Here is a 22939-nt window from a genome sequence, read left to right on the forward strand (position 1 = left end):
GCATTATGATACCGTCCATTCCCCAGTCACGATATGCCAAGGGCCTGTATGGGGCCTATGTGGCGCTGTTTTTTGTTTATCTGGCAGCCCCCCTGGTTGTTGTGGGTGTTTTTGCCTTTAACAACAGCCTCTTTCCCTCCATGCCGTGGGAAGGGGCAACATTGAACTGGTTTTTGGGCGACAAGGATCCCTATATCGGCATTTTTCACGATGAAGCCCTGTTGCGCAGTGTGGGCACATCTGCATTTGTGGCCTGTTGGGTGACGGTGCTGTCCATTTCGGTGGGAACATGCAATGCCTTTTTGTTTGAGCGTGGCAAATTCCCCGGTAAAAACCTGCTTTATATGGTTGCCATTTCTCCCCTGGTGATTCCCGGTGTTATTCTTGGCATTTCGATCCTGGTCTTTTCCAATGCCGTTGCCAATGGGGTGGAGAACGTATTTGGCTGGGAATGGGACTTTCTGCGCCCCGGCCTGTTTTTGGTTATTCTTGGCCAGTTCGCCTTCATTACCACCATTACCACGCTAATCATCTCGGCCCGCCTGCGCAAGTTTGATATCACCCTGGAAGAGGCGGCCCTAAACCTGGGTGCAACACGGTTTGATGCCATCCGAACCATCACGATACCGTTTTTAAAACCGGCATTGATTGGCGCTGCGATTGTGTCTTTTTTAATGTCATTTGAAAATTTCAATACGACCTTGATGCTGGTTGGGTCGGATGCGCCCTTGACCATCGCCATGTTTGATCGTTTGAAGCAGGGATCAACCCCGGTTTTGAATGCGCTTTCTTTGCTTTTGATGGTGGTTTCCGGTGTGCTGGCTTTGCTTTCCGTTTTTGCCCAGCGTGACCGCCGCGAAAAGGGCGCGCCATAGACCGGCATGTCTTAATCAGTTTTAAAATGAACATTGTTGAAACAAGCGGTTCTGGCGTGCCGCTTTTTCTTTTGTTGATTCGATGTTGATGTGAAAAAAGAAGCGAGAAAATCGGGGAAATATCAATTTTAAGTAAAAACATCAGTCTTCATCGGTGCAATATCAGCCAAAAAAACAAAATGTTTCAATAATGTGACATCGTTAAATGCTGACATTTTGGGTGTTGACCGAGCCATCAACACCCGTGTTCCGTTTCATTTCGCGATCAAATGAAAATTTGACCTTATTTATATACGTCAAACGAAAGTGAAATTTGTTTAAAACATAAGTTTCCGAAAACTGTCACTTGAGTGAATGGCCTCTGCATTGGAAAAAATAGGCGTGTTGTTTGGCCTGGGAGACAGCAGGCCAATGCAGGCTATTTATTTTATTTGGGAGTTCACAGAACCATGTTTCGCAAAACGCTGATGGCGGCTGCGGCGCTGTTTGCTATGGCAAATTCAGCCAATGCAACGACGGAAATTACCTGGTGGCACGCAATGGATGGCGCCCTTGGTGATGTTGTTAACCATATTGCTGATGATTTCAACAAAAGCCAGTCAGAATACAAGGTCGTGCCGGTCAACAAGGGTGGCTATGAAGACACGATGACGGCCGGTATCGCAGCGTTCCGCGCGAAAAATCAGCCCAACATCATCCAGATCTTTGATGCCGGTGCCGCCACCATCATCAATGCCAAGGGGGCGGTTTACCCGGTTCAGGATCTGTTGGAAAAATACGGCGCCAAATTCGATATTAACGACTATATCCCGGGTGTGCGTTATTTCTATGCTGATTCCAAAGGCAAAATGATCGGCCTGCCGTTCAACAGCTCCACCCCGCTTTTGTATTTCAACAAGGATGCCCTGGCAAAAGCCGGTATTCAGAACCCGCCGAAAACCTGGCAGGAATTTGAAGAAATGGCACCGAAGCTGAAAGAAGCCGGTTATCAGGGTCTGGCTGAATCCCACAGCCCGTGGATCTTCTTTGAAAACTTCATGTCGCGTCACAACCTGCAACTGGCAACTGCCAATAACGGCTATGACAGCACCGACGTCAAACTCCTTTACAACAATGAAAACCTTAAAAATCATTGGAAAAAAGTGAAGGAATGGAAAGACGAGGGCTATTTCGGCTATTATGGTCGTGCCTGGGGTGCAAACCAGGATGCCTTCCTGCAGCAGAAAGCCGCCATGTGGCTGGGCTCTTCGGGGTCGTTCGGGGGCTTGCGTAAAAGTGCGAGCTTTGATTTTGGTACCTCGACCCTTCCTTACTGGAAAGGTGTTGGCGATGCACCGAAAAGCACCTTTATCGGTGGTGCAGCCCTGTTTGCCTTTACCGGTCATTCGGAAGAAGAGAACAAGGGTGTTGCCAAGTTCTTTGAATTCCTGACCAAGCCGCAGACCCAGTATTACTGGCACAAGGAAACCGGTTACGTTCCGATTACGAACGCCGCGTATGAACTGGCCAAAAAAGACGGCTATTACAAAGAAAGCCCGGATGCGGAAGTTGGTATCGAACAGCTTTCCGAACCAGGCGGGAAATGGACCAAAGGCTACCGTCTTGGCTATTACGTCCAGATCCGCGAAGTGATCTATGCCGAAGTTGATAAAATGATGAATGGTGATGAAACCGTTGATCAGGCTTTTGATGTGATCGAAACCGAAGGCAACAAGCTGCTGAAGCGTTTCCACGATACCTACAGCAACTAACATCATCCTTGCCGGGCAGGGCGACGCTTATCGTCGCCCTGCCTTTTGGTTTTCCCGTTTCTCTCAGGCCGATATTTGTCATGAAACGCGTTCAGTTCGGGCATAGCCCGGTGCCTTATCTGTTTGTGGCACCTCAAATCATTATTATTGCCATCTTTTTTCTGTGGCCAGCCGCTCAGGCGATCCATCAGTCATTTTTGCTGGAGGATGCGTTTGGCATGTCCTCGCAATTTGTCTGGTTTCGCAATTTCGAGGATGTGCTCTCCAATCCCGCCTGGCTAAGGTCTGCCTGGTTTACCGTGATTTTTTCGGCACTGGTGGCCGTTCTTTCGATTGCTATTTCATTGTTTCTGGCCGTGCGCGCCGATGAAGTCATTCGCGGGGCAAAGGCTTATAAAACCCTGTTGATGTGGGGCTATGCCGTGGCGCCGCCGGTGGCCGGGTTGCTCGGGATCATGATGTTCAACCCGCTGATGGGGGATCTTTATCTGTTCATCAACAGAATCGGCATCAATTTTAACCATATCCAGAATGCCAATGATGCCACCTTTGTCGTGGTGCTGATCGCAGTTTGGAAACAGGTTAGTGTGAATTTCATTTTCTTCCTGTCGGGCTTGCAGGGCATTCCCAAATCCGTGACCGAAGCGGCAACGCTGGACTGCAAAAGTGCCGAACGCCGGTTCTGGACCATTACATTTCCGCTTTTGGCCCCGACGACCTTTTTTCTCATGGTCATCAACCTGACCTATGCCTTCTTTGAAACCTTCGGGATCATCGACGTTTCGACCAAGGGCGCGCCGGGCGGTGCCACGGCTACACTGGTTTACAAGGTTTATGTTGATGGCTTCTTGGGGGCTGATATGGGCGGCAGTTCGGCACAATCGGTGCTGCTGATGATTATGGTCAGTATTTTGACCGTTTTTCAGTTCCGCTTCATTGAACGCAAAGTCCATTACTAGGAAAGGGCATCGTTATGTATCAGTCAAAATGGCGGTCCCTGACCAACCATATTATTCTTATTCTCGGCTCGATTTTCATGATCATGCCGGTCTGGATTGCCTTTGCCTCCTCGACCCACACAAGGGAATTTCTGTTCCAGCATGGCCTGCAAGTGCTTCCCGGCGGCCATTTTTTTGAAAATTACGGCAAAATCCTGTTTGATGCCGAGGCGACCAAAGGCCGTGTTACAGCCTTGCAAATGCTGTTTAACAGCATGGTTTTGGGGCTGGGCTTTGCAATTGGCAAGGTCATCATTTCCATGATGGCCGCCTATGCGATTGTCTATTTCAGGTTTCGGTTTGCCGTGCCGTTATTCTGGGTGATCTTTTCAACCCTTTTGCTGCCGCTTGAGGTGCGCATTGTGCCGTCTTACGAGGTCGTTTCAAATCTCGGCCTGCTCAATACCTATACCGGTCTGATTCTGCCTTTGATTGCCTCGGCAACGGGCACATTTTTCTTCCGGCAGTTTTTCCGCTCCGTACCGGATGAATTGCTCGAAGCTGCCCGCCTGGACGGGGCAGGGCCGTTGCGCTTTTTTATCGATATTCTGGTGCCTCTTTCTGTCACCATGATTGCCGCCATCTTCATCATCATGTTTGTGGTGGGCTGGAACCAGTATCTTTGGCCGCTTCTGATGACGACGGATGATCAGCTTTACACCATCGTGATTGGCATCAAGCAGGTTTACAACTCGCTTTATGAAGGCGGACAGATCCCCCAATTTCCCAAGGCCTTTGCCCTGACCATCATGGCATCCATTCCGCCGGTTCTGGTGGTGGTAATCTTTCAGCGCATGTTTATCCGGGGGCTGGTTGAGACGGAAAAATAAAGCGTTTCAATACCCTGATATTATCTTTTGAACAAAAACATCAGTTCCCGTGACGACAGGATAAAAGAATGGCGACGTTAAGTCTGAAACAGGTTGAAAAAACCTATGCCAACGGTTTCAAGGCAATTCATGGTGTCGATATCGAAATTGCCGATGGCGAGTTCGCCGTGCTGGTTGGCCCGTCGGGTTGTGGCAAGTCAACTTTGCTGCGTATGATTGCCGGGCTTGAAACCATTACCGGCGGCGAAATATCAATTGATGGCCGGGTGGTAAATAATGTGGCCCCCGCAGATCGCGATATTGCGATGGTGTTCCAGAACTATGCGCTTTATCCGCATATGTCGAACTATGCCAACATGGCTTACGGCCTGAAAAACCGGGGCTATAGCAAAGACGAGATTGACCGGCGTGTGCGCGAAGCCGCAGGGATATTGCAACTGAGCGAATTGCTGGAGCGCAAGCCGCGCCAGCTTTCGGGCGGGCAACGCCAGCGTGTGGCAATGGGCAGAGCCATTGTGCGCGAACCCAAGGTATTTTTGTTTGACGAACCCCTGTCAAACCTGGATGCCAAGCTGCGTGTTGATATGCGTCTTGAAATTAAAAACCTGCAAAAACGCCTTGGAACAACATCGGTTTATGTCACCCACGACCAGGTCGAAGCGATGACATTGGCGGATCGGTTGATTGTCATGAATGGCGGCATTGCCGAGCAGGTCGGCACACCGATTGAACTTTATGAAAAACCGGCAACCCGGTTTGTTGCCGGGTTTATCGGTTCTCCGTCGATGAACTTTATCGACGGCACCGTTTCAGATGATTGCAGCCATGTCGTGCTTAACGATGGTACGAAACTGGACCTGGATCATAATGTTGCGGCCAATCGCCCCGTTGTTGTTGGTATTCGTCCCGAACATCTGTCGTTGAACACTCCCAGCAACAGCAAGATTACGGCCCGTGTGCGCATCATCGAAGCCCTGGGGGCGGAAACGCTGGTTTATCTGAATTTTGGCGATAAAAATGAAGCCATTACCATTCGGATGCAGGGCACACACCAGTTTGAAACAGGAGCCGAATTGGTGCTGTATTCCAACCCGCAACAAATCCATTTGTTTGACCGAGAAAGCGGCCATCGCATTTAAACCGGTCACCAGGATTAAAATCGTGCAAAACCACCCGTAACTTTTGCGGGTGGTTTTGCATGTTCGGGCTGAATGTCGACCGGGTTTGTATGTGCGAGCATTTTGTCCTTGTTTCCGGGCAAGCGAAACGTTAGTTCCATGCCTAGCAAGACAGGAGCACGATCGTGAATAGCGACCAGAAAAAAGCACTTTATGCGGATGCAATAAAAGAACTGACAAGCATCACCGAGGGCGAAACCAATGTGACTGCATTGATGGCCACGGTTTGCTGCGTGCTGGCCGAAAAGTTCGACTATTATTTCTGGACCGGCTTCTATATCGTTGATCCGGTCAAAGAAAATGAATTGGTGGTTGGCCCTTATCAGGGCACATTGGGATGTTTGCGTATTCCATTTGGTCGCGGGGTTTGCGGCACGGCGGCGGCGTCAAGAAAGACCTGTATTGTCGAGGATGTTCATGCCTTTCCGGGGCATATTGCCTGTGACAGCCGGTCAAATTCGGAAATCGTGGTACCGGTTTTGGATCGCCAGGGTTCCCTGATTGCCGTTTTTGATGTCGATAGTGTGGAAACCGGGTCGTTTGACGAAACCGACCAAGAAGCGCTGGAAACCATTGTGCAGCAGGTATTTGCGCGCTGACTTCTTATATTCATTCGCCGGTTCTGACACGGAATCGCAAGCTAACAACGAACTCTGGAAGATAACTCATGGCAGGCAGTGTCAATAAAGTCATTCTCGTTGGGAATCTGGGGCGCGACCCGGAAATCCGTTTCACGCAGGCCGGCAAAAAAATTGCCAATTTCAGCATAGCGACATCAGAGCAGTGGCGCGACCGCCAAAGTGGTGAACGCCGCGAGCGGACGGAATGGCACCGTATCGTCGTGTTTAACGAAGGCCTGGCCGATGTTGTCGAACGGTTCGTTAAAAAAGGCAGCAAGCTATATATCGAAGGCGCGCTGCGCACCCGCAAATGGCAGGGCCAGGACGGTAAAGACAACTATACCACCGAAATCGTTCTTGAAGGTTTTAACAGCACGCTGACCATGCTTGATGGCCGTGGTGATGGCGGCGGCGGCGGATCGTCGTCAGGCGGCGGTAATTATGGCAATGATAGCGGCGGCGGTTATGGCGGCGGCTATGACAATGGCGGCGATTCAGGCTGGGGCAATTCTTCTTCGTCTTCGCGCAGCGGCGGCGGAAATTCCGGCCCCAGTGGCGCCCCGGACCTGGATGACGACATCCCGTTCTGATTTTTGCTTACGGCGTAGTCATTTGTAGTGTGCCCCCCTTCTCGGGCGTGGCAGGCAGTTTTCAGGCAGCATCCTTGGTGGTGCTGCCTGATTTTTTATCATTCCAAAGTGAATGTATGTTGACATGAAAAATCATTCAGTTCACTTCGACATATCGTGATGATGTTGCAGTGCCTGCGGACTGCCAGTGGAGATATGTGTGTGATCGGCCCTATATTTGGCAGCCCGGAGCCGGGCAGGTTTTATGATATTCAGGATTGCGCTTATGCCGTTATTCCTGACGGGAACGGTATGTTGGGCGTTGTACGCACGCCCAAGGGTATTATGCTGATCGGTGGCGGGATCGAGCGTAATGAAACCGCAGTTGATGCTCTGATCCGTGAAACCATCGAGGAAACAGGCAGGACAATCCGTATTGTTTCCCGGCTTGGTTTGGCGACCCAATATGTCAATAATCGCGCCAAGGGCAAATACCGCCTTAAACGTGCGGTGTTTTTTGTTGCCGAAATTTTGGCAAAGTCGGCCAAACCTGTTGATCTGGACCACGAATTTTTATGGCTTCCCGCGCACGATGCCGAACAGCAACTGGTGAGATCCTTTCATAAATGGGCGGTGCAGCAACATGTCAACATGGCTGACACGGTGTCTTAGGCTTTTGCAGATAACAGGGAGCAGTTGCCGCCGGTTTTAAGACTGGTTTGCAAGTTTCGTGGCAAAGGTTTTGAGGATTTTGCGTAATCCGTCTTCCCGGACAATCTCGATGGCGTGCGCAAGTGGGACCCATTTTCGCCCGCGATGGGATTCTTCCCAGTCTGCTTCAGGCAACAGTTCCGTGACCTTTAAAGCAAAAACCTCGACATCGCAGCGCGCGTCCCATTTCTGGTAATGATAGCTGCCAATCGCAGGTTCAAGGGCGATGCCAATGCAGCCTGCTTCCTCACGCGCTTCTTTTTGTGCACTTTCGATTGCACTCATCCCCGGGTCAATTGCACCCTTGGGAACGACATAGTGTTTACCACTGCTTGAAAGTGCCATCAGGATTTCAATATTTTCGCCTTTATCCTTGTTGGGAATAAGACGGAACGGAATAACCGATGATTGCCGGTAAAAGTAAGGAGGGCGTTTGCGCCATTCCGTGCCGTCTTTATCCGGCCAGGGGAAATCCTGCGGTACCTGGGACGGCTCCACCTGTTGGAGGATACGCCCTGAAACGGCGCCCACCTCTGACCAGTTGCCCGTGATTTCAATCATGATCATCGCTGCCGGTTTTAATGACGGAAACAGGCGTTTTTTACGGATGTCTGCGCCCGCGACAAGGGCGGGCAGGGCACTGATACCGGGATTATGCCCGACCAGTACGACATGACGCACATCATCAGACAAATTTTGAAGAATGTTCCGCAATGTGGCGGCATCGGCATTATAAAGCCGGCGATCCTGGGTGATGACCGGTTTTTGCGCCGGAAACAGTATTTTATGCAGTTTTTCAGCCGAATGTCGGCTGCGCTCGGCCGGAGAGGCCAGGATAAGATCGGGATAAAATCCCTGTTTTTCCAGAAATGCCCCAATACGCTGGATATTCAGTTTGCCATCTTCGGTAAGCGGCCGGTAAAAATCGCCCCGGGCATCATAGGTGACAGCTTCACCGTGCCGCAAAAGGGTGATTAAACGTTTCATACCACTGCTATCCTTGATGTCTGAGGTCTGGTGTCTTTATGGTGCGATATAAACCATATGTCTGTTTTACATCGCTGAATGGGGAAAATATGGTGTTGCGATCAACAAAACACCATCAGTGACCGATACTGATGCAAGTAAAAAGTATCGGTTGCCGTATGACATATATCCTTGATTGAGTTATATGAATTTTTTGTGATGTCGCGTTTGTTCTGGATGACATGTTTTCGGGCTCTCAGGGCAAAAACTCCCCGTCTATATACAGCCATTTGCCATTTTGACGTATGAAACGCGATTTTTCATGATGTGTGCCGGTTCGACCCTTTTCTTTAAACCGGGCGATAAATTCAACGTACCCGGTCTGGTCAAAAAGCCCACCCGCTTCTGTGCTGACAATTTCAAGCCCAATCCATTTGGTTTGCTGGCGTGCGAGGCTGTTGCTGTCATAATCGCCACTGTTTTCGGCTGGTACGGTATCAGCCAGATAGGCGGCATTCCCAAACACAAAGGCGCTATAGCGTGATCGCATTAACTGTTCTGCCGTGGCGGGCAATTTTGCCTTCTGATGAAACGGGGCGCAGCATGTGCCATAGTTTTTGGAGCTTCCACAAGGACAGGCCCGGGAAATATCCTGTTTTGAAGTTGTGACCATTGTCATGTCAAAGACACCTGTTTTTGAAGGCGGAATACGGAAAGAAAAGGGAACTTCGCGGGTCTCACAGCGTTGTGAACATAGAGTGACCGCAACAGAAAGCAAATTGCCTTTTTTTCGCCTTATATCATTTCTACCGTGAACTTACGGGAAAGATACATATCCGAGTACACCAGTCGGATATATTTGTTAAAGGACTGATATCATGTCCGAATTTGACGTCAGATGTCGCGTTTTTATCTTGACGAAATTAGTCGGGTTTAGGTATATTAGTCTTAAAGCGGGTGGGGGCCCATTAGGCACCGCCGGATTTCAGTCCGGCCAGGTTTGGCGGACGTAATGTCGATTTGCTTCAGAGTAAGGATGAGACGTATCATGAATACAGTTTTCTGCTTCAGTCGTCCTCTCGCATAGGCGCTTTGCGAAATGGCATTTTGTGGGGCGCATCGCCTGACCGCCATTTCTGTCTATGACGTGTTTTGTTTACACAATTACGGGGTCGCGTATCGCTTCCGGTTTGAACATCCGATTCAGGATATACCGGTTACGTGGACCTCTCAGGAGGACAAGAACCATGAGCACCCTTAAATTGCCTGCCGTCCCCCAGGATGACGGTTTTTCAGGATATCTTCGCCAGGTATGGAAATTTCCGATGCTGACCGCAGACGAGGAATATATGCTGGCACGTCGCTACGTGGAACATCAGGATACTGAAGCTGCCCATAAAATGGTGACAAGCCACCTGCGTCTTGTTGCGAAAATCGCCTTTGGTTATCGTGGCTATGGATTGCCGCTGCCGGATCTGGTTGCCGAGGGCAATACCGGCCTGATGCGCGCGGTCCAGAAATTTGACCCGGAAAAAGGGTTCCGCCTGTCAACTTATGCCATGTGGTGGATCCGTGCCGCTGTGACGGAATATATCCTGCATAGCTGGTCGATGGTGAAACTGGGTACCATGGCAGCACAGAAGAAACTGTTTTTCAGCCTGCGCAAGGCCAAAAAGCAGCTTAACATTTACGACAACGGCGAACTGACACCGGAACAGGCGGGTGAAGTTGCGCAGCGTCTTGGGGTGACGGATCAGGAAGCCCTTGATATGAACCGTCGTTTGGCGGCGCGTGATTTCTCGCTCAATACCCCTATGCCCAAAGACGAAGGCATGGAGTATCTCGATACCCTGGCATCCGAAGCACCGTCGCCCGAGGCTCTGGTGGCAGATTCCGAAGAACGGACCCTGCATAACGGCATGTTGAAAAATGCCCTGGGTGAATTGCCGGACCGGGAACGTGAAATCATTATGGCCCGTTTCCTGAGCGATGACCCGATCACGCTGGAAAAACTGGGTGAACGTTTTGGTGTCAGCCGTGAACGTGTCCGTCAGTTGGAGGCCCGTGCTTTCAAGAAGTTACAGGAATCTGTTCTGACACAGCATCAGGCAGCCTGACCGAATTTCAGGTCTGACGGGATATGATCAAGAATTTAGGGTGGCGCGCTTGCCACCCTTTTTTAATGTCTCGATCATTTTTAAGCTGAAGGAGCCCGGTTTGCTGAGCCGTGCGCCTGGCGCGATTTTTTGATTACCCGCATAGTTACGGGCCATAAATTATAGTCTTCAAGCGTGTCCGGATCGGCCCAGACGGCATCACTGGCATCGTCACCGGCAACAGGCAGGGCAGTGCCGGCGATGGCATCGGCCGAAAAATCCAACAGCGTATAATGATAGCGCGGTTTGCCATGTGCACCACCCGGTGCAATCAGATCAACAATCTCGAGAAATTCGATATTAGTGATACGAATACCGGTTTCTTCAAAAACTTCGCGTTCCAGTGCCTGTAACACGGTTTCCCCCAGTTCCTGGGCGCCACCAGGCAGGCTCCATTCACCGGCTTTGGGTGGCTTCCCGCGACGGATCAACAGAACCTTGCCCTGATGCCAGACAACGGCTCCAACCCCTATCATGGGATGAAGTGGATTTTCCCGACCTGCCGAAGCTGTCATTTAAAAATCGCCATCTTCATCTTCGTGCTCGGGATCGGGTAGGTCGCTCACAATTTTGCCCGTCATCTCATGGGCCTGAATGACGGTTTGTCCCAAAAACTGTTCTTCTGACTGTGGGCGCACGGACATGACAAAGTCCGGGGCGGGGGCATTCGCGACGGCAAAGGACCGGGCTGTCTCATAATCCGTGGCCCGTATATTGGCCGTGTTGATGCGCACGGCACCGTCATCATCATAAATATATTCAACAATCCAGACCTGCAAAACGGATCCTTTTCTCTGGCGGCTTTTTGTTTGGTTGCACTGCAAAAGCTGTTGCTGCTATCACTGTTCTAAAGAGGCCTGCTGTGACGTTGATCAAATCGGGGAAGACCTGTCGCAGCGATGCCACAATTTTTCGGGCAGACTTTCAAAACATATTTGTAGTGTCTTGTTGCAGTACAACCTATCAAAGGTGATAAATGAACGCCAAGCGTGATGATTCTCCCGACCATAATAATGGCACCCCGACGTCCCCCGTGCCTTCGTTGGGAATTCTGGGTCGACTGCGCACCTATTTCCTGACGGGCGTTCTGGTCAGTGCACCACTGGCAATAACATTTGGGCTGGCCTGGTGGTTCATCGAATTTGTCGATGGCTCTGTCATGCCGCTGATCCCGGCCAAATATAATCCTGAAATTTACCTGCCTGACGCCTATCAAAGTTATGGCATACCCGGTTTTGGCCTGTTGGTGGTTGTAATTGCCATAACACTGGTTGGTTGGCTGACCACCAATTTTGCCGGTCGCGCCCTGATCAAGGTTTATGAACGTATTCTTGGCCGTATTCCGGCAGTGCGCAGTATTTATGGGGCGATCAAGCAAATTCTTGAAACGGTTCTTGCCAATCAGTCCAATGCCTTTCGACAGGCTGTTTTGCTGGAATATCCGCGTCGCGGTATGTGGGCGATCGGGTTTATTACCGGCGAAACCAAGGGCGAAGTTCAGAACTTGACCGAAGACACTGTGATTAATGTGTTTTTGCCGACAACCCCAAATCCGACATCGGGATTTTTACTGTTTGTCCCAAAGCGGGATGTTATCGTGCTGGACATGACGGTTGAAGAAGCCATCAAAATGGTGATGTCGGGCGGAATTGTAACCCCGGTGGACCGCCGTCCTGCCGAAGAACAGGAAAAGCCGCAAGTGTCGGCAAAAACCTATGAGGATGTCGATATTTTGCGCGAAAAGGAAAACGCCCCCGTGCTGGTGTCGCGTCATGAACCGGGGGAAGCACCGCAGGAACCTGAAAAACAGAATTCCTGAAATCGGGCGCAGCCATCGCGATCACAATTGAGCATTATCAAGGGCAGGGGCATATTCCTGCCCTTTGTTTTTGATCAGCCCGAACGGAAATAGCGAACGGCTTCATCGCGCTCGAATAAATACAGCAACAAACGCAGCGCTTGGCCGCGATCAGATTGCAAATCCGGGTCGCGTTCTACAATCAGGCGGGCATCATCGCGCGCGATGGCCAAAAGGTCACCATGCAAATCCAGGCTTGCCAGGCGATAGGCCTGAAGGCCGCTTTGACGGGTTCCCAGAACTTCACCCGCACCACGCAGGCGCAAATCCTCCTCGGCAATGACAAAGCCATCTTCGGTTTCGCGCATGATTTTAAGCCGCGCCTTGGAAATCTCGCCAAGGGGGGCGCCATAAAGCAGCAAACATGTCGACGCACCGCTGCCACGGCCAATTCGGCCACGTAACTGATGCAATTGCGCCAAGCCAAACCGTTCGGCATGCTCTATCACCATAACGGTGGCTTCGGGCACATTCACCCCAACTTCGATCACGGTGGTGGCAACCAGAACGGACAAATCGCCGTAGGCAAATCTGTCCATGACCTCGTCTTTTTCCTTGCCCTTCATTTTGCCATGAACAAGGCCAACACGCCCTTCGCCAAACTGTTCTACCAGAATACGGTGGCGTTCTTCGGCGGCTTGCAGATCGACGATTTCGGAATCCTCAACCAGCGGACATACCCAGTATATTTTCGCCCCTTGGCGCATGGCGCGGCCAATACCGGCGGCCACCTCTTCAACCTTGTCGATGGAGAGAACACGGGTATCAACCGGCTGTCGCCCCGGTGGTTTTTCATCCAGCCGGGAAACTTCCATATCGCCAAAGGCGGTCAGAGTCAGTGTACGCGGAATGGGGGTTGCCGTCATCACCAGCACATCAACCGCTGTGCCTTTGCCTGCCAGCATCAGGCGTTGATGCACGCCAAAACGGTGCTGTTCATCAACCACGGCAAAGGCCAGATCATGAAAGGCGACACTTTCCTGAAACAGGGCGTGGGTGCCCACGGCCACGGAAAATTCACCGCTTGCCAATCCGTCGAGGATTTTTTGCCGCGCCTTGCCTTTATCCCGACCAGTCAAGAGGGTGCAGGTGATGCCGATTTTTTCCAGCATCGGGGCAATGGTTTCAAAATGCTGCCGGGCCAAAATTTCGGTCGGGGCCATCAGGGCGGCCTGTCGTCCGGTTTCAACGGCATTTAACATCGCCATCAAGGCGACAACCGTTTTGCCCGAGCCAACATCCCCCTGCAGCAGGCGCAGCATACGGCCCGTGCTGGCCATATCTTCGTTAATATCAGCCAGCGCGCGTTTTTGCGCCCCGGTCAGGGCAAAGGGCAATTGTTGTGCCAGCAAGTTTCGCAACCGGCCATCACCCTGAATGGAGCGACCGCCCAGCTTTTTCATCTTTGCCCGGATCAGTGTCAAGGCCAGTTGGTTTGCCAGCAATTCATCATAGGCAAGTCGCGCCCGCGCGGCATGATCCGGTAATAAATCACTTTCATCTTCCGGCTTATGGACTTGATAAAGCGCGGTTTTGAAATCCGGCCAGCCGTGACGTGCCTTTAGTGCATTGTCATGCCATTCCGGCAAATCCGGCACATGGCCCAGGGCGGCCTGGATGGCCTTGGTCAGGGTTTTTCCGGTTACACCTGCCGCCATCGGGTAAACCGGTTCGACCGTTTGAATGCTTTCGCGTTCGGCTTCGGTGCCAATGCGGTCCGGGTGGGTGATTTGATATTCGCCGCGATAATGATCAATCTTGCCGGAAACGATGCGCTTTTCACCCTCCGGCAGCATGTCATTCAAATACTTGGCGCGGGCGTTAAAAAACACCAGCGTGATAAAGCCATCGTCGGTGCGGCACACAATACGATAGGGACGCCTGCGGTCCGGGGCAGGTTCGTGCCGCTCCACCACAACATCAAGGGTTACAATGGTGCCATCAATGGTTTCGGCCAAAGGCGGGGAAAAACGCCTGTCAATCAACCCGGATGGCAAATGCCACAGCAAATCCACCAGATGTTCGCCCCCAATAAGTCGCTCCACCAGCGGTTTTAACCGCGGTCCGATACCGGGCAGGGTATTGATTTCGGCAAAAAGGGGAAACAGAATTTCGGGGCGCATCGGCTTGTGACTTGAAACTCAGAAATGGAACATTATAAGAACAAAGGCTTGTTTCTGTTCGGTATACAGCATATTTTCACGCTCGCAACCTCCGAGTTGGCATCCAGGGGCAAAACAATTGTGCACGGCATGGACCAAATCCGGATTTTACCGTACAAAGCATGCCATTGCCGCAAAGCGCCATCGTGCCATATGAAAGCAGGCGCGAAAACAGTGACAGGAGAATAGGGTTCATGAGCAACCACGACACTGACCATGAAAATGAATTGGAATTGCGGCGCAAGAAACTGCAATTTCGCGGTGCGCATCGCGGGACCAAGGAAAACGACATTCTGGTCGGCCGTTTTATGGAAGCCCATTTGGCGACCCTCAATGCCCGCCAGCTTGACGAATTTGAAGCCCTGATTGTCGAAGTGCCCGATGCCGACTTTTTTAAATGGGCCACCGGCAAGGAAAAGGCACCGGCAGCCTATGACACCGAAGTCCTGGCCATGATCAACGCCCTTAGCAACGCGCGATAAAGCATTGAATAAAATAAACGATATTATCTCGCGCACGGATCGTGTCCGTCTGGGCGGTGTCCCGGAGGGATATGATGCGCTGTTGCTGCGTGAAATTCTGGACGCAGCCAAAGGCAGTCGTACCGTTTTGCATGTCGCACGCGATGACAAACGCATGGCGCAAATGGCTGAAGGCCTGCATTTTTTTGCCGGCGAGGTCGAGGTTTTGACATTCCCGGCCTGGGATTGTCTACCCTATGACCGCGTATCGCCCATCGCCGAAGTTACCGCCCGCCGGGTGGAAACCCTGACCATCCTTGCTGATAAAAAGCAGCCCGCTGGTGACTTTGGCCGCATCGTTTTGACAACCGCCGCGGCCGTCATGCAGCGCGTACCGATGGTCGATGTGATGGAAAAGGGTAAACTGACCCTGACCACCGATCAGGAATATTCGCGCGCCGATTTGATCGCCTATTTTGAACGTATGGGCTATGGCCGTGCCGAACAGGTAATGGAGCCGGGCGATTATGCGGTACGCGGTGATATCGTTGATATTTTTGCCCCCGGCATGAAAGAACCGGTGCGCCTCGATTTTTTTGGCGATGAAATTGAAAGCATTCGCCGATTTGATGTTGAAAGCCAGCGCACGGTTGGGCGGGTAAATTCGGTATCGCTGTTACCTGTTGGGGAAATTTTCCTGGATGCCGATACCATTTCGCTTTTTCGCAGCAAATATCGCGAATTGTTTGGCAATGTCTCGCAGACGGACCCCCTTTATGAATCCATCAGTGCGGGCCTGAAATATGGGGGCATGGAACATTGGCTGCCGCTGTTCCATGATGGGCTTGATACCCTGTTTACATATATGCCCGACGCGATTGTCAGCCTTGATCATCAGGTGGACGAGGCAGTCGATAACCGTCTTGAAATGATCGACGATTATTATCAGGCCCGCCAGAACATCAAGGGCGGCGGCCTTTCGGGCGATAGCGTTTATAAACCCGTGCCGCCAGAACGCCTGTATCTGGATAGGGCAGAGCTGGAGCGTAATCTGGCCGGTCGGCTGGTGATGGATTTATCGCCCTATGTTGAAGAGGAAAATGCCCAACGCGGCATTTTTGACATGGGCGCGCGCAAGGGCCGGGATTTTGGCGATATTCGTGCCCGGGCTGATGTGAACCTGTATGACGAATTACGCGATTTCATTTCGGCCCAGCGTGGCAAGGATAACAAGGTCGTCATTGCCTCCTATTCCGATGGCTCGCGCGACCGTATGGTGTCGCTTTTGCGCGAACATGGCGTTGACAAGGTTGTGAATGCCGAATGCTGGGAAGACATTACCGATGACCTGGGCAGCGAGCACTGCGCCGTTGTGATCCTGGATATCGAACATGGCTTTCGCCGTGAAGGCCTGTGGTTTTTAACCGAGCAGGACATTCTGGGCGACCGAATGAGTCGCCCGGGCGGCCGCCGTCGCAAGGCGGAAAACTTCCTGCGCGAGGCGTCCGAAATTGCCGAAGGCGACCTGGTTGTTCATATCGAACATGGCATAGGCCGTTATCTTGGCCTGATGACCGTGACCGCGGGCGGTGCTCCGCATGACTGCTTGCAGCTTGAATATGATGGTGGTGACAAGCTTTTTGTTCCGGTCGAAAATATCGAGGTGCTGTCGCGCTATGGCTCCGACGAGGGGCTTTCGATCCTGGATCGGTTGGGCGGTGTTGCCTGGCAGGCGCGTAAGGCCAAACTACGCGAACGCATTCGCGATATGGCCGACAAGCTGATCAAGGTTGCCGCAGCACGCCATTTGCGTAAAGGCGAGGCAATGACCGTGCCAGAAGGTGCCTATGACGAATTTTGTGCCCGTTTTCCCTTTACCGAAACCGAGGACCAGGCCCGCGCCATTCATGATACCCTGGGTGATTTGACGGCAGGCAAGCCGATGGATCGCCTGGTATGTGGCGATGTGGGCTTTGGCAAAACCGAAGTCGCCCTGCGAGCCGCCTTTGCCGCAGTCATGTCAGGCAAGCAGGTGGCGGTTGTGGCACCAACAACCCTGTTGTGTCGCCAGCATTACCTGAACTTCAAGGAACGCTTTAACGATCTGCCAGTACGTGTTGAACAGCTTTCGCGCCTTGTCACCGGCAAGAATGCCAAGCTGGTCAAGGATAACCTTGAAAGCGGGCATGTCGATATTGTGTGTGGCACCCATGCGCTTTTGGGGCAGGGTGTCAAATTCAAGGATTTGGGTCTTCTGATTGTTGACGAAGAACAACACTTTGGGGTGAAGCACAAGGAACGCCTGAAAGAGCTTAAAACCGACGTGCATGTGTTAACGCTTACGGCAACGCCTATTCCGCGTACCTTGCAATTGGCCCTGACCGGGGTGAAGGAACTTTCCATCATCGCAACGCCGCCGGTCGACCGGCTGGCGGTGCGAACCTATATCACGCCTTACGACCCGGTTGTGGTGCGCGAAGCGATTTTGCGGGAACGTCATCGCGGCGGACAGATTTTCTATGTTTGTCCCCGGGTGTCAGATATTGGCCGGGTGGCCAAGGAACTTGAGACACTGGTGCCGGAAATCAAATTTGATGTGGCGCACGGGCAAATGGGGGCGCGTGACCTTGAACAGGTCATGACCGATTTTGTTGAACGCAAATTCGATTTGCTTCTGGCGACCAACATCATTGAATCGGGCATTGATGTGCCCAACGCCAATACCATGATCTTGCATCGTGCTGATATGTTTGGCCTGGCCCAGCTTTATCAGCTGCGCGGGCGTATTGGCCGCTCCAAACAGCGGGCTTATGCTTATTTGACGCTGCCAAATGGCAAAAAGCTGACGGCCACGGCGATGAAACGCCTGGAAGTGATGCAAACCCTCGATAGCCTGGGGGCGGGCTTTAACCTGGCATCGCATGACCTCGATATTCGCGGCGCAGGAAACCTTTTGGGTGAAGAACAGTCCGGCCATATCAAGGAAGTCGGGATCGAGCTTTATCAGCAAATGATCGAAGAAGCCGTGGCCGAAGCCAAAGGCGAGATCGAGGATGCCGCTGATGCCGGATTTGTCCCGCAAATCAATATCGGCATGCCGGTTCTCATTCCTGATCGTTATGTCCCGGATTTGGGTGTGCGCCTTGGCCTGTATCGCCGTCTTTCCGAATTACGCACGCGCGAGGAAGTGGACCAGTTTGGCGCGGAAATGATTGACCGGTTTGGCAAACTGCCCAAAGAGGTTGAAAACCTTCTGGATGTAGTGACGATCAAGCTGTGGTGCCGGGCATCAAATATCGAAAAACTTGATGCCGGGCCGAAAGGTGCGCTGATTACGCTGCACAATAATGAATTTCCCAACCCGGCTGGTCTGATTGGATTTATCCAGCAGCAGGTCGGTGTGGCGCGCCTGAGGCCAGACCACAAAATTGTCTATACCGCAAGCTGGGACGGACCAACCGACCGGCTGGAGGGTGTAAAACGCCTCATGCGCCGATTGTCGGATATTGCCGCAAAGGACTGATTTAAAAGGTTATTCTTTTTGTATCAGGGCGAAATAATAATGGCGGCACCATCAACGTGCCGCCATTTGTTTTGGGGGCGGGCCTATGGCTATTGTAATAACAGGCTGTCTTCCTGGCGGGCCAGGCGGATCATGCGTTGTAAAATAGCCGGTTCCTGCGCACCGGAAAGGGCATGGCGGCCATTAAACAGGAAACAAGGCACGCCACTGACACCCAACTGGTGGGCCAGGCGGCTTTCCTGTATAATGAATTCCTGGTCCATATCCCCATGCAGATAATCGATAATCTCGCTTCGGTCCGCGCCGTGGGATACCGCGATTTCGACAAGAATATTACGATCTCCAATATCCTGCCCGTGCAAAAAATAGGCGGTGAAAATATCCTCTATCAAATCGCTGCCAATATCGGGGTTTTCGGCGCACATTTTGTAAATCAGGCGATGGGATTGCGTTGAATCCGGGGTTACGCGGATGGCATCAAAATCAAAATCAATACCCACACTGGCACCCGCCGCCGCAATGGATTTATAAACACGATTGGCGCTTTCCATACCCCCAAACTTGGTAGAGAGATACCATTGCCGGTCAACTCCGCCTTCGGGAATATCGGGATTGAGCAAAAACGGCCGCCACTGAATGGCAAAACCGGAAAGGTTTTCCTTTGTTAGGGCCTTTTCCAAGCGTTTCTTGCCGATATAGCACCACGGACACACAGTATCGACAATCGCTTCGATGCGCATGGCGGAAAGCTGCATGACCGTGATCCTTTCTTTTAAATACCGGCCTTAACCGTGCAGAAATGACGTGCCGTGGTCAAGTTTGACCCCAAGGTGGTCGGCAACGGTTTGGCCAATATCGGCAAAGGTATCGCGTCCGCCAATCGGGCCGGGCGCAATGGCCGGGCCAAATGCCAATATGGGCACGACCTCGCGGGTATGGTCATTGCCCCGCCAGGTTGGATCACAGCCATGATCGGCGGTGATAATCACCAGATCACCCGGTTTTAATGCCGCACGCAATTCAGGCAGGCGGGCATCAAATTCCTCAAGTGCGTTGGCATAGCCTGGCACATCGCGGCGATGGCCAAATTCCATGTCAAAATCGACCAGATTGGTGAAAACCAGGCTATTATCGGGGGCCTGTTCAATTTCGCCCATCATGGCATCAAACAGGGCCATGTTGCCTGCGGCCTTGACCTTTTTGCTAATCCCGCGCTGGGCGTAAATATCGGCGATTTTACCCACCGAAATCACCGTGCCACCCGCCTTGGTAAAAATATCCAGCAGGGTCGGGTGGGGCGGCGGTACTGCAAGGTCACGACGGTTGGCCGTACGTTTGAAATCGGTCGGGGACGAGCCAACAAAAGGTCGTGCAATAACGCGGCCGATATTATAGGGCTCGACCAGAGTGAAAGCGGTTTCACAAACTTCCATCAAACGGTCCAGACCAAAATGATCTTCGTGGGCGGCAATCTGAAACACGCTATCGGCCGAGGTATAACAAATTGGCTTGCCGGTACGGATATGTTCTTCGCCAAGACGGGCAATGATTTCGGTGCCCGAAGCGTGGCAATTACCCAGAATACCGGGAATGCCGGTTCGTTTGATCAGTTCGTCAGTGAGCTCTGCCGGGAAGGTCGGGACTTCGGCGGGGAAATAGCCCCAGTCAAAATCGACCGGCACACCGGCAATTTCCCAGTGACCGCTGGGTGTATCCTTACCGCGCGAAATTTCGCGGGCAAAGCCATAGGCCCCGATAATGGCGCCACCATGTTCCAACCCCGGGGGAATATGCCCGCTAACGTCGCGCGCGGCCTCGCCAAGACCAAGGGCTGTCATGTTTGGCACATTCAACGGCCCTTTGCGAAAATTGGTATCGGCCTGGCCCTTGGCGCACAGTTCGGCGATATGGCCAAGGGTATCTGAACCGGCATCGCCAAATTTTGCCGCGTCCGGCGCAGCACCAATCCCAAAACTGTCAGCAACGATCATAATGGCGCGTGCCATGCAAAATCCTTTCGTGGTCGTCACATAGGGCAGGGCCCAAATTTACCCGCCTGTCATGCCCCAAAGATAGGCATTAATATCAATAGCTGCCAGCATCGTTTGCCGATGTGTCTGCCTTGCCAAAACCGCACGTCTTTAACAGATCCGTCAGCACGCTGCTGGCACCAAAACGGAATGTTGCCGGGCACGCCCAGTCCGCCCCCATCATGTCATCCGCAATTGCCAGATAAAGGGCGGCGTCCTCCGTGTTCCGCACCCCGCCCGATGCCTTAAAACCACAATCCAGGTTCTGTTCAGCCTTGGCATCGCGAATGGCGGCGATCATGGCAACGGCGGCTTCGGGCGTTGCGCCAGTGGCAACTTTGCCGGTAGAAGTTTTGACAAAATTGGCACCGTTGGAAATGGCAAGCCGCGCGGCGTCATAAATCGCCTGGGCATCAGGATATTCGCCGGTTTCAAGAATGACCTTCAATGTCAGAAACGGGCCACAGGCCTGACGGGTGGCAGCAATAACCTCGGCCACGGTATCATGATCTCCGTCAAGAAATGCGCAATAGGGCATAACCACGTCAATTTCATCGGCACCGGCGGCAACAGCGTTGGCTGTTTCATCTGCGACTTGCTGGGCGGTTTTATCGCCCTTGGGGAAATTGACGACCGTTGCGGTTTTTATCCCGCTTTTGCCCAGTGTTTTCCAGGCCGTTTCAATAAAGGGGGCGTAAATGCAGACGGCAGCAGTATGGCCCGCCGGGGTTTGGGCCCGGTGACACAGGGCTTCGATTTTATCGGCAGTGTCATCATCATTCAGACTGGTCAAATCCAGAAAGGAAATCGCCCGTTTGGCTGTATCATGATTGATGACCGAATTTTTATGTGCCTTTTCAATTATTTCCGGAATGGATTTTATGTCAAACATCATCACTGCCTCAAAATAATCTGGACGCTGTGTCGCCCCAACGCTGCTGTTGGCTCCATTCGGCTTCAGGGCGTCTTTCATCATCTTATACCGGATACTGCGTAAGGTTTCATAACCGAAATTTGAAGATGGAACCGCAATAACCTGTCGCGATAACAAAGGCCCGGCATCGGCCAAATGCGCGGGCCTGTATCGTATGTGAGCGCATATATCGTTTACCGTGCGGTCAGCAAATTGCCCGTTTTACCCGCCAGAACTTCTGCTCCGGCAATAGAACATAACAGCCCACCCGGCACGACCAGACGTCCACCAACACGGGCATACATGAAACCGTCGGTGCGGCTGCTAAACGGCGTTTTTTCACCGGTTTCAGTGTCAAGAACATAACCCAGTTCCTGCCCGGCTTTGACATGGTCGCCAGGTTTTGCCGAAAAAACGATTACGCCACCATGTGTTGCGCTAACGCGGTCAACCCCGGCCAGCGGCGTTGCGTCGCATTTTGGTGCAGGCAGCGGCCCGGGATCGCCGGAAATAACGCCACGACGTTGCAGAAACCGGAACAGATTGGCCGCATCCTCGGCAGCATAATGGTCATAAACATCCTGTTCGCCGCGTAATTCGATCGTGGTGGCAAGTGTTGCCATTGGAATGGGATATGTATCACCAAATTTGCGTCGCAGTTCCACCCAGGGGCGACTGAATGCTTCGTCGAACGGGTTATCACCGGATTCCTCGGCAATCAGGCAGGCGCCAGCCCCCAGTTGCGCACTTAAATCGGCGGCGTCAGGCCAACTGGAATCGCTGGTATAAAGGTGCATGGCCGCTTCCCAGTCGCAATGCAGGTCCAGGACGAGGTCGGCGTCAATCGCCAGTTCGGCAAGGGAAAACCGCAAATCCTGAAGGTCAGTCAGGGGGCCGGAAGCCACGCGACGTTCCTTGATCAGGCGGCGCAGTTCAGAGCGGACCAGAGCAACATTTTCATCGGCATTCTGGCTCAGCTTATCTTCAACTGCGGCAAGAAGTTCGTCGCATAAATCGGGATAGTGCCGATTGAAGTTTTGCCCGGTACGCATTTCAAAGCGGCCCAGCGGCTTCATATCGACATATTGGGTAAAACCAATCGGATTGGCGAAGGGAACAACAACCACTTCACCGGTGATCTCACCTTTTGCTTCGGCTTCTGCCAACAGCTTTTCAAGATGATGAAGCACGAGGACGCCCGGCAATTCGTCGGCATGCAGGGCCGCCTGTAGATAAGCCTTGGGGCCTTTGCCCGGTGTGCCGTAGGTGCGAACGGTCAGGGCACGCTGGGTGCCCATTTGGGGGCGAAGAAGTTCAATGCGCTTTTGCTGCATTTCA

21 protein-coding genes are annotated in these 22939 nt (G+C 52.3%); 12 read left to right on the forward strand and 9 right to left on the reverse strand.

The window, feature by feature from the left end:
* Positions 1-5: 5 nt before the first annotated feature.
* The 8 genes from TH25_RS18030 (at position 6) to TH25_RS18065 (ending at position 7493) form a co-directional block, all read left to right on the forward strand.
* A complete protein-coding gene (locus TH25_RS18030; protein WP_114089694.1) occupies positions 6-875 on the forward strand; it encodes an ABC transporter permease in 870 nt (289 codons plus the stop codon).
* A gap of 449 nt (positions 876-1324) precedes the next feature.
* On the forward strand, positions 1325-2626 hold the full coding sequence (ugpB, locus tag TH25_RS18035) for a sn-glycerol-3-phosphate ABC transporter substrate-binding protein UgpB (RefSeq protein ID WP_114089695.1): 1302 nt from the start codon (positions 1325-1327) through the stop codon (positions 2624-2626).
* Positions 2627-2706: 80 nt separating this feature from the next.
* Positions 2707-3585, forward strand: a complete 879-nt coding sequence (locus TH25_RS18040) for an ABC transporter permease subunit (protein ID WP_114089696.1) — start codon at positions 2707-2709, stop codon at positions 3583-3585.
* Positions 3586-3599: 14 nt separating this feature from the next.
* The gene (ugpE, locus tag TH25_RS18045) at positions 3600-4454 is read left to right on the forward strand and encodes a sn-glycerol-3-phosphate ABC transporter permease UgpE (RefSeq protein WP_114089697.1); all 855 of its coding nucleotides are present in this window, start codon (positions 3600-3602) and stop codon (positions 4452-4454) included.
* A 68-nt stretch (positions 4455-4522) separates the two neighbouring features.
* Positions 4523-5593, forward strand: coding sequence for a sn-glycerol-3-phosphate import ATP-binding protein UgpC (locus tag TH25_RS18050; RefSeq protein WP_114089698.1), 1071 nt, complete (start codon positions 4523-4525; stop codon positions 5591-5593).
* Positions 5594-5757: 164 nt separating this feature from the next.
* Positions 5758-6231 carry a GAF domain-containing protein gene (locus TH25_RS18055; RefSeq protein ID WP_114089699.1) on the forward strand — a complete coding sequence of 158 codons (474 nt, stop codon included), beginning with the start codon at positions 5758-5760 and terminating at the stop codon, positions 6229-6231.
* 68 nt (positions 6232-6299) lie between these two features.
* On the forward strand, positions 6300-6842 hold the full coding sequence (gene ssb, locus TH25_RS18060; protein WP_114089700.1) for a single-stranded DNA-binding protein: 543 nt from the start codon (positions 6300-6302) through the stop codon (positions 6840-6842).
* A 201-nt stretch (positions 6843-7043) separates the two neighbouring features.
* On the forward strand, positions 7044-7493 hold the full coding sequence (locus TH25_RS18065; RefSeq protein ID WP_114089722.1) for an NUDIX domain-containing protein: 450 nt from the start codon (positions 7044-7046) through the stop codon (positions 7491-7493).
* Positions 7494-7529: 36 nt separating this feature from the next.
* Here the strand turns inward: TH25_RS18065 and TH25_RS18070 are convergent, their stop codons facing one another.
* Together TH25_RS18070 and TH25_RS18075 are read right to left on the reverse strand one after the other, a co-directional pair.
* Positions 7530-8519, reverse strand: coding sequence for an NUDIX domain-containing protein (locus tag TH25_RS18070; protein WP_114089701.1), 990 nt, complete (start codon positions 8517-8519; stop codon positions 7530-7532).
* 235 nt (positions 8520-8754) lie between these two features.
* On the reverse strand, positions 8755-9177 hold the full coding sequence (locus TH25_RS18075; protein WP_220151455.1) for a YchJ family protein: 423 nt from the start codon (positions 9175-9177) through the stop codon (positions 8755-8757).
* 568 nt (positions 9178-9745) lie between these two features.
* Between TH25_RS18075 and rpoH the strand changes: the two genes are divergently transcribed.
* The gene (gene rpoH, locus TH25_RS18080) at positions 9746-10615 is read left to right on the forward strand and encodes an RNA polymerase sigma factor RpoH (RefSeq protein ID WP_114089702.1); all 870 of its coding nucleotides are present in this window, start codon (positions 9746-9748) and stop codon (positions 10613-10615) included.
* An 80-nt stretch (positions 10616-10695) separates the two neighbouring features.
* Here the strand turns inward: rpoH and TH25_RS18085 are convergent, their stop codons facing one another.
* Together TH25_RS18085 and TH25_RS18090 are read right to left on the reverse strand one after the other, a co-directional pair.
* Positions 10696-11169: an NUDIX hydrolase gene (locus TH25_RS18085; RefSeq protein WP_114089703.1), complete on the reverse strand. Its 474-nt coding sequence runs from the start codon at positions 11167-11169 to the stop codon at positions 10696-10698.
* Positions 11170-11433 carry a hypothetical protein gene (locus TH25_RS18090; RefSeq protein ID WP_114089704.1) on the reverse strand — a complete coding sequence of 88 codons (264 nt, stop codon included), beginning with the start codon at positions 11431-11433 and terminating at the stop codon, positions 11170-11172.
* Positions 11434-11630: 197 nt separating this feature from the next.
* Between TH25_RS18090 and TH25_RS18095 the strand changes: the two genes are divergently transcribed.
* A complete protein-coding gene (locus TH25_RS18095) occupies positions 11631-12473 on the forward strand; it encodes a DUF502 domain-containing protein (RefSeq protein WP_114089705.1) in 843 nt (280 codons plus the stop codon).
* Positions 12474-12547: 74 nt separating this feature from the next.
* Here the strand turns inward: TH25_RS18095 and recG are convergent, their stop codons facing one another.
* Positions 12548-14635, reverse strand: coding sequence for an ATP-dependent DNA helicase RecG (gene recG, locus TH25_RS18100; protein ID WP_114089706.1), 2088 nt, complete (start codon positions 14633-14635; stop codon positions 12548-12550).
* A 233-nt stretch (positions 14636-14868) separates the two neighbouring features.
* Here recG and TH25_RS18105 point away from each other — a divergent pair, with 233 nt between their 5' ends.
* Together TH25_RS18105 and mfd are read left to right on the forward strand one after the other, a co-directional pair.
* The gene (locus TH25_RS18105; RefSeq protein ID WP_114089707.1) at positions 14869-15156 is read left to right on the forward strand and encodes an FAD assembly factor SdhE; all 288 of its coding nucleotides are present in this window, start codon (positions 14869-14871) and stop codon (positions 15154-15156) included.
* 4 nt (positions 15157-15160) lie between these two features.
* Positions 15161-18658 carry a transcription-repair coupling factor gene (gene mfd, locus TH25_RS18110; protein ID WP_114089708.1) on the forward strand — a complete coding sequence of 1166 codons (3498 nt, stop codon included), beginning with the start codon at positions 15161-15163 and terminating at the stop codon, positions 18656-18658.
* 89 nt (positions 18659-18747) lie between these two features.
* Here mfd and TH25_RS18115 read toward each other — a convergent pair whose 3' ends face one another.
* The 4 genes from TH25_RS18115 to TH25_RS18130 form a co-directional block, all read right to left on the reverse strand.
* Positions 18748-19413, reverse strand: a complete 666-nt coding sequence (locus TH25_RS18115) for a DsbA family oxidoreductase (RefSeq protein WP_114089709.1) — start codon at positions 19411-19413, stop codon at positions 18748-18750.
* Between the two features lie 30 nt (positions 19414-19443).
* A complete protein-coding gene (locus TH25_RS18120) occupies positions 19444-20664 on the reverse strand; it encodes a phosphopentomutase (RefSeq protein WP_114089710.1) in 1221 nt (406 codons plus the stop codon).
* Positions 20665-20743: 79 nt separating this feature from the next.
* Positions 20744-21583, reverse strand: coding sequence for a deoxyribose-phosphate aldolase (gene deoC, locus TH25_RS18125; protein ID WP_258549210.1), 840 nt, complete (start codon positions 21581-21583; stop codon positions 20744-20746).
* A gap of 212 nt (positions 21584-21795) precedes the next feature.
* Entirely contained in the window at positions 21796-22935 is a 1140-nt protein-coding gene (locus tag TH25_RS18130) for a succinylglutamate desuccinylase/aspartoacylase family protein (RefSeq protein ID WP_114089711.1), read from the reverse strand.
* Positions 22936-22939: the final 4 nt, after the last annotated feature.

The organism is Thalassospira profundimaris, from assembly GCF_003326755.1.
GTDB lineage: Bacteria > Pseudomonadota > Alphaproteobacteria > Rhodospirillales > Thalassospiraceae > Thalassospira > Thalassospira profundimaris_B.

What these genes read in the sequence shown, in the direction of transcription:
- TH25_RS18075 (WP_220151455.1), bottom strand. Translation starts at nt 9,177, where the DNA reads ATGACAATGGTCACAACTTCAAAACAGGATATTTCCCGGGCCTGTCCT.
- TH25_RS18120 (WP_114089710.1), bottom strand. Translation starts at nt 20,664, where the DNA reads ATGGCACGCGCCATTATGATCGTTGCTGACAGTTTTGGGATTGGTGCT.
- TH25_RS18095 (WP_114089705.1), top strand. Translation starts at nt 11,631, where the DNA reads ATGAACGCCAAGCGTGATGATTCTCCCGACCATAATAATGGCACCCCG.
- ssb (WP_114089700.1), top strand. Translation starts at nt 6,300, where the DNA reads ATGGCAGGCAGTGTCAATAAAGTCATTCTCGTTGGGAATCTGGGGCGC.
- TH25_RS18050 (WP_114089698.1), top strand. Translation starts at nt 4,523, where the DNA reads ATGGCGACGTTAAGTCTGAAACAGGTTGAAAAAACCTATGCCAACGGT.
- TH25_RS18030 (WP_114089694.1), top strand. Translation starts at nt 6, where the DNA reads ATGATACCGTCCATTCCCCAGTCACGATATGCCAAGGGCCTGTATGGG.
- TH25_RS18115 (WP_114089709.1), bottom strand. Translation starts at nt 19,413, where the DNA reads ATGCAGCTTTCCGCCATGCGCATCGAAGCGATTGTCGATACTGTGTGT.
- TH25_RS18105 (WP_114089707.1), top strand. Translation starts at nt 14,869, where the DNA reads ATGAGCAACCACGACACTGACCATGAAAATGAATTGGAATTGCGGCGC.
- ugpE (WP_114089697.1), top strand. Translation starts at nt 3,600, where the DNA reads ATGTATCAGTCAAAATGGCGGTCCCTGACCAACCATATTATTCTTATT.
- TH25_RS18040 (WP_114089696.1), top strand. Translation starts at nt 2,707, where the DNA reads ATGAAACGCGTTCAGTTCGGGCATAGCCCGGTGCCTTATCTGTTTGTG.
- TH25_RS18070 (WP_114089701.1), bottom strand. Translation starts at nt 8,519, where the DNA reads ATGAAACGTTTAATCACCCTTTTGCGGCACGGTGAAGCTGTCACCTAT.
- TH25_RS18085 (WP_114089703.1), bottom strand. Translation starts at nt 11,169, where the DNA reads ATGACAGCTTCGGCAGGTCGGGAAAATCCACTTCATCCCATGATAGGG.
- deoC (WP_258549210.1), bottom strand. Translation starts at nt 21,583, where the DNA reads ATGATGTTTGACATAAAATCCATTCCGGAAATAATTGAAAAGGCACAT.
- rpoH (WP_114089702.1), top strand. Translation starts at nt 9,746, where the DNA reads ATGAGCACCCTTAAATTGCCTGCCGTCCCCCAGGATGACGGTTTTTCA.
- ugpB (WP_114089695.1), top strand. Translation starts at nt 1,325, where the DNA reads ATGTTTCGCAAAACGCTGATGGCGGCTGCGGCGCTGTTTGCTATGGCA.
- recG (WP_114089706.1), bottom strand. Translation starts at nt 14,635, where the DNA reads ATGCGCCCCGAAATTCTGTTTCCCCTTTTTGCCGAAATCAATACCCTG.
- TH25_RS18130 (WP_114089711.1), bottom strand. Translation starts at nt 22,935, where the DNA reads ATGCAGCAAAAGCGCATTGAACTTCTTCGCCCCCAAATGGGCACCCAG.